The sequence below is a fragment of the Acetivibrio ethanolgignens genome (assembly GCF_001461035.1).
In the GTDB taxonomy this organism is placed as follows: domain Bacteria; phylum Bacillota; class Clostridia; order Lachnospirales; family Lachnospiraceae; genus Velocimicrobium; species Velocimicrobium ethanolgignens.
On record NZ_LNAM01000158.1, the window covers coordinates 23,778 to 30,087 of the forward strand.

General features: G+C 42.9%; 6 protein-coding genes. 1 reads left to right on the forward strand and 5 read right to left on the reverse strand.

All coding sequences use genetic code 11. The features are described 5' to 3' along the window. Window positions 1–19: 19 nt before the first annotated feature. Window positions 20–1,195, forward strand: a complete 1,176-nt coding sequence (locus tag ASU35_RS10150) for an ASKHA domain-containing protein (protein WP_058352911.1) — start codon at window positions 20–22, stop codon at window positions 1,193–1,195. Here the strand turns inward: ASU35_RS10150 and ASU35_RS10155 are convergent. The 5 genes from ASU35_RS10155 to ASU35_RS10175 all read right to left on the reverse strand — a co-directional run bounded on the left by ASU35_RS10155 (window position 1,173) and on the right by ASU35_RS10175 (window position 6,246). Continuing rightward, on the reverse strand, window positions 1,173–1,826 hold the full coding sequence (locus ASU35_RS10155; protein ID WP_058352912.1) for an epoxyqueuosine reductase QueH: 654 nt from the start codon (window positions 1,824–1,826) through the stop codon (window positions 1,173–1,175). The two genes, ASU35_RS10150 and ASU35_RS10155, sit on opposite strands and share 23 nt — an antisense overlap. After that, the gene (locus ASU35_RS10160; protein WP_058352913.1) at window positions 1,819–3,174 is read right to left on the reverse strand and encodes an MATE family efflux transporter; all 1,356 of its coding nucleotides are present in this window, start codon (window positions 3,172–3,174) and stop codon (window positions 1,819–1,821) included. Before ASU35_RS10160 ends, ASU35_RS10155 begins: the two co-directional genes overlap by 8 nt. 83 nt (window positions 3,175–3,257) lie before the next feature. Next, window positions 3,258–4,184, reverse strand: a complete 927-nt coding sequence (locus tag ASU35_RS10165) for a DUF5688 family protein (RefSeq protein ID WP_058352914.1) — start codon at window positions 4,182–4,184, stop codon at window positions 3,258–3,260. Window positions 4,185–4,402: 218 nt separating this feature from the next. Beyond that, the gene (locus ASU35_RS10170; RefSeq protein ID WP_058352915.1) at window positions 4,403–4,759 is read right to left on the reverse strand and encodes a hypothetical protein; all 357 of its coding nucleotides are present in this window, start codon (window positions 4,757–4,759) and stop codon (window positions 4,403–4,405) included. 71 nt (window positions 4,760–4,830) lie between these two features. After that, window positions 4,831–6,246 carry a L,D-transpeptidase gene (locus tag ASU35_RS10175; protein WP_058352916.1) on the reverse strand — a complete coding sequence of 472 codons (1,416 nt, stop codon included), beginning with the start codon at window positions 6,244–6,246 and terminating at the stop codon, window positions 4,831–4,833. Between the last annotated feature and the right edge of the window lie 64 nt (window positions 6,247–6,310).

Sequence of the window (6,310 nt, forward strand, 5' to 3'; positions counted from 1 at the left end):
CTGTTTACAGGAGGTTATCATGTCCAACTATCACATATCCATTGATTTAGGCACCACCACCCTTGCTTTTTCAGACAATCTGGGAGGCTCTTTTACTTCTATCAATCACCAGTCTGCCTTTGGAGCTGACGTTGTCAGCCGCATCAAGGCTTCCTGTGAAGGACATGGTCCACTCCTGTCCGATATCATAAAAAAAGACTTATCCTTCGGAATCACACAACTAAAGCAGTGTTCCAAGCTTTCTTCTGATACACCTGCTTCCATTACCATTGCTGCCAATACGGCTATGACACATCTGTTTATGAATTATGATTGTCACGGACTGGCTGCCTACCCATTCGTGCCGATTACCCTGGAAGAAATCTGTATCAGTGCCGACATTCTATCCCAGTCTGGCACCCTGACTCTGCTTCCTGGTGTCTCTGCCTTTATCGGCGGCGATATCCTAAGCGGACTTCTTTCCCTGGATGCTGACGCCTGGGAAAAGCCCTGTCTACTCCTGGATTTAGGCACTAATGCCGAAATGGTGCTTGGTACCAGAAAACAGCTTCTCTCTGCCTCAGCAGCGGCAGGACCAGCACTGGAAGGTGGCGGCATTTCCTGTGGTATCGGCGGCATCAAGGGAGCTATCTGTCATATTAACCTTGACAAAGCTCCCTCCTTTCAGACCATCGATTATGGAAGACCTCTTGGCATCTGTGGTACCGGCATCCTGGATTTAACAGCCGAGCTTCTATCCCACAATTATCTGGATGAGACCGGACTTCTATCTGAACCGTATTTCAGCGAAGGTTATCCTGTTACCAAGGCCTATGGAGGCCAAAGAGCAATTACCTTTACCCAGTCCGATGTCCGCCAGATACAGATGGCAAAATCAGCAGTCTGCACTGGAATCGAGCTTTTGTGTCAGGAAGCTGGTATCTTAGCCAGAGAAATCGAACATGTCTATCTGGCAGGAACCCTTGGTACAGAAATAGTCCCGGAAAATGCTGCTCGCATCGGCCTGTTTCCAGAAACATTATGCAGCCGGATAGTTCCATCTGGTAATACCTCCCTTGCCGGAGCCTCCCTGTACGCATCCGCTCCGGAGCAAAGCCTGAGGCGGATAAAAAAAATCCGGAATTCCATCACCTGCCTTGAACTGGCAAATCATCCGGAATTCCAGAAGCTTTTTATTTCACATATGAACTTTTAGCCGAAGTCTCTCTGGCCTCGGCTTCCCTTTTAGAAAATACACAGCCGCAGTAATTCTGCCTGTACAGACCATATTCTTTGGAAAGCTCTATCGAACGCCTATATCCATTCTTTTTCTTAAAGTCTGAAGTAAGGTAGGTCACTCTTTTCCCTTCGCAGAGCCTCTCTCCAATTTCATTCAGCTTTTCGGCATTTTTTAAAGGACTGATGGAAAGGGTTGTTGTTACATAATCAAAGCCCTGTTCTTCTGCCAGAAGAACACTTTCCAAAAGCCGCAGCTCATAGCAGCAAAAGCAACGTTCACCACCCTCTGCCACCATTTCCAATCCTCTCGCCATGTCAAAAAAGCGTTCCGGCTGATAGGCTCCTTCCTGAAAATACACCGGATGCCTGGTCGGAAGCTCTGAAATCAGGCGTTTTTCTTCTTCCACTCTTTTTTTATACTCCTCTTCGGGTGAAATATTGGGATTATAGTAAAACACAGTAATCTCAAAGTACTCACTTAAATACTCTATACAGTAGCTGCTGCAGGGTGCACAACAGCTATGCAGCAAAAGTCTGGGTACCTTCTTCTTCTGTGTAAGTCCTTCAATTACCTTTTCCAGCTCCTTCTGATAATTTCTTTTATTCATTTCTACTCTCCCCGGCCGCCATAGACAGCACTTTCTTTTTTGCATAAAAATAACTGAAAACTAAAATAATATCAGCCAGAATCCAGGCTGCTGGATTGGCAAGGCAGCCTCCGACATAGCCTAAGGGTCCAATACACCAAAAAGCTACCAGGCATCTGCCAATCAGTTCACTAACACCAGCCAGCATCGAAATTGCACTGTAGCCCATGCCCTGCAATGCATTCCGCAAAATAAACAAAAGCCCCAGAAGCGGATAACAAAAAGCATTCCACTGAATAAATACAAGGGTATTTTCAATAATCTCCGTCTGGCTCTTATCTAAGAACAGCAGGGTAATTGGTCGCCCCAGAAGTATAATCATTGTAATCAGTACAGCACAGGCGGCTGCTGCCAGAACAATTCCTGCCCGCACTCCCAGCTTTATCCGGTCATACTTTCTGGCTCCCATATTCTGGCTACAGTAGGTTGCCATTGCCATACCAAGCATTTCCAGAGCCCCACTGAATACCGTGCTTATCTTGGAGCCTGTCGTCATAGCTGCAACCGCTGCTGCACCCAGTCCATTGACTGCCGCCTGGATAATAATGGTTCCTATTGCGGTAATGGAAAACTGCAATGCCATCGGGATACCCAGTCCCAGAAGGTGGACGGCCATGGTTCCCCCCAGCCGTCCCTCTCCCTTTCGGAACCGCAAAAGCTCATATTTTTTGTACATATAGACTAAACACACAATGCCGGAAACAGCCTGGGCTGTGACTGTTGCAATGCCGGCTCCCAAAGTTCCCATTCGGAAGCCAACTACCAGTACAAAATCCAGAATAATATTGATAATCGACGAACCTACCAAGGCATACAAGGGTGTCTTACTGTCCCCTATCGCACGCAAAACCGCAGATACCGTATTATATAACATCGTTACACTGATACCTGCAAAAATTACAACTATGTAATTATAGGCATCCTCAATAATCTCTGTTGGAGTATCCATCCAAATCAAGAATTGGCGACAGAAAATTACGGTAAGCGGCGTTAAAATTGACGATATAATAGCTACCAGATAGTAAGAATTCGCAATATACCGCCGCATGGCCCGATAGTCCCTGGCTCCGAATTTCTGTCCAAACATGATTCCAAAGCCACCACAGATTCCCATAGCAAAGCCAAGAATCAGAAAGTTAAGGGAGCCTGTCGCTCCAACTCCTGCCAGGGCATTGACACCTACGAATTTTCCTACAATCGCTGAGTCCACCATATTATAAAGCTGCTGAAACAAATTTCCCAAAATCAAGGGAATAAAAAACTGAAAAATCAGCTTAATCGGTTTTCCTTCTGTCATGTCTTTAATCATTCTGGTTCATCTCCTTCGTTTCACTTGGACTAAGCTATAGTATATGCAATTCTCCCTGGCAATGCAATCCCTTTTTTCTTTTTCTAATCTAGTGGCAGCAGTGCTTTCTCTTTCTGACTGTAATAATAAATCCGGTTGCTTAGAATTTCATCCTCTTCATTAGCTGCATTTACACTTCGTAAGGATTCTAGAATAATACGAGGGTCCACACTGGAAACACTATGAACCATAGCTTCATGAACGCTGGTAAATGCCACATAAAAATCATCCTCCAAAAGAGCTGCTATCCTGGCAGCCACTCCCGGATAAAATAGTACGGTTGCTCCATTCAGCTGCTTTACATTCGTCAGACAATTTCCACGTATTCCCCGGTTTAAGCTTACTGGCTCTAAGATGTTCATAAAAACCCCCTCCTGATAACTGAATTTTCCATCTCCCTTAAGCCAGTCATAAATTCTTGGAGGATACAGAACATGGGTGTTTATCATTGCATTTTCAAATATTTCCTTTTCTGTTTTACCCCATTTTTCTACTGCCTGCCTTTGCACCTTCGCAGAAAGAAAATCATATTCCGTTTCCCGAAGCACCAGATACACTACAAGGGCAATATCTCCAAATCTTCGGTATACACTTCCGGAAATCTGTTCCCTTTTTCTTTCCCAGGAAACTGCCCGGACAATCAAACGTTCCTTCAGCTTATCATAATTTTCCATATCCTGCAATATTTCCAATGTCTCCTGACCGCATTTTTCTTCCCGGTCCCTTGCAATCTCCTCTGCCAGCTCCTCTAATGCCATCCCTCTTTTGTACATTAAAAACAAACCGGCTGCCTCAATTCCCATAACTCCTTTCAAGCCATTCTCATACAGAGTCTCTACTACAATCCGGTCTCTGTTTTTTCCCTCCTGTCCCTTTTCAAACCGGACAGCCTCCTTAGAAAGCTTTAGCCTTTTCGCAATCAAAGCTATAGCCTCCTCTACAAACTCCAAATACTCCTTCTCCTTTGTCAATAAACATTCCTCTCTTTCTTTTTAATTTTGTTTTGTATCAAAAATACGCAGTAAAAACCAACGTTTGATACCTGGTTGTAAATAATAGGAATTTAAAACGATTTTGACAGCTGCACTGTCAAATAGAACATAAAATAAATAGAATTTATCTGACTATTTTGTAAGGACTGTCTGTAACAGTCCCTACAAATAAATATGCCTTCTTGATCCAATATTAACTAAAATTTTTCTGTTTTCTTTCGATACTTATCCAGATTCTTATAATCCTCCAGATTCTCCAGAGCTCTTACCTGACCCAGTTCATTGAGCCGCGAATAGTAATCCAATACTCTTCTTTCCTGATCAGTCAGCTGGCTCTTTCCATGCTTAGAATAAGACTCAAAATCGACTGGATCAATATCCAGTTTTTCACACATAGCAATTACCGTACCATATGCCATAGATTCGATTCCATGGTTACCCTTGTCTAAAGCAGTGGCCAGTGTACTATACGGCATATCCATACTAATTGCAAATTGACGAACACTGCGGTACTGCTCCAGTATCTGACTTTTCAACATCTGTGCCTTATCCATTGGTACGCACCTCCTTACAGTGAACTATAATTTGATTTTATCGTCAAATCGTACACTTGTCAAGAGAATTTTTATATTTCTGAAGTACCATTTTCTGTGGAAGGTGTGTCGGTTTCCTCTTCCAGCAAAACTGCCTGCTTCTGAATAATCCGTATCCTTGCTTCCTTTGTTGTTTCATTACCAGCTTGATCCTTTATAGAATAAACAGCCTTATAATATTCTCCTCCTATCAGTTCTAAGCTGACAGCAATGTCTTTATTTGTAAGCTCACTGACATTATCTGATACCTTCAGCTGTTCTGTCAGAAGTGAGATATCCAGTTCTCCTGATAATCCATCTGGACTCTCCACCGTATATTCTCCATCAGTCACGCCATCCATAACAGGGGCCTGTGTATCTACATAAATCCTTCTTGTAGCAGTTCCTGTCTTTCCATTTGGAGCTTTATAGGAATAAGAAATCAGATATACCTTTAATCCCTCTTTTTCCTCTTCTACAGTTGTCTCATATGTAACATTATCACTATTATAACTGTCACCGTGCCAGGTAAGCTCTACGCCCTCCAGTACATCCTTTCTGGTGATTTTCTTATCCTCAGACCAGTAGAGGTCTCCTAAAGTCTTTAACACTGGCTTTACATTATCTACGACCGTAAAGGTAACCGTTTTTTCAGCTTTCTTTTTCCCAATGTCTGTTATCTTGTAGGTTACCTTATACTTTCCTGTAATCTTAGTATCTATTTTCTTTACTGCTTTCCCCTGAAAGGTTATTTGAGTCTTGATGGAAGAGGAAATATCCTGACCGGTAATGGAGGTTGCCTTAACCTTATCCTTTACACTAACTTCAGTTCCATAATCAATAGTCCGGTTTTTTGCTCCGGTAATTTTCGGTGTCTTTTTTACATAAGGATTGCCCTCAGCCCAGATATCTGTAGGATCATATCCCATCTTTGTTTTTTCACTTACCTTAATTCCCTCTGGCTTCCCTAATGGTCCCGGATTGTCCGAATTATAAACAACAACCGTAGTTCCAAGAGGACAATTATCATAAATCCACTTTGCATCCTCTACATTTAAACGGACACATCCATGGGAAACCATCTTTCCCAGATTATTGAACTGCCGGTTTGACAATGTCGCCTCATTCTTAGAATAATACCATACCGAATGAAACAACACGCCATTTACAATTCTTGTAGAGTACTGCCCCCAGACATCTCCCACCAAAAGCCGCCAGCGGTATTTTGATGGGGTTTTAAAAGTGCCTAAAGGCGTCTCTGCCCCAGTGGAACAAAGCATCGCTTTTACAGGCACGGTGTATTTTCCCTTTTTGTCCTGCTCATATATTGTTACTGTACACATCTTCTTATTTACTTTGATTAGGTACGGCTTACTGTTTTGTGCAGCGACAGCATTTGCTGGAAAAATCCCTGCAAAAACAGCTGCCAAAAGAAACAAAGCCGCAATCCTGGTACATAATTTCTTCACGTCAATTCTCCTCGTATAATAAGTTTGTAAGCAAGGAAAACAGCTTACAGACTTATTTTTTTGG

What these genes read in the sequence shown, in the direction of transcription:
- ASU35_RS10160 (WP_058352913.1), bottom strand. Translation starts at nt 3,174, where the DNA reads ATGATTAAAGACATGACAGAAGGAAAACCGATTAAGCTGATTTTTCAG.
- ASU35_RS10170 (WP_058352915.1), bottom strand. Translation starts at nt 4,759, where the DNA reads ATGGATAAGGCACAGATGTTGAAAAGTCAGATACTGGAGCAGTACCGC.
- ASU35_RS10155 (WP_058352912.1), bottom strand. Translation starts at nt 1,826, where the DNA reads ATGAATAAAAGAAATTATCAGAAGGAGCTGGAAAAGGTAATTGAAGGA.
- ASU35_RS10150 (WP_058352911.1), top strand. Translation starts at nt 20, where the DNA reads ATGTCCAACTATCACATATCCATTGATTTAGGCACCACCACCCTTGCT.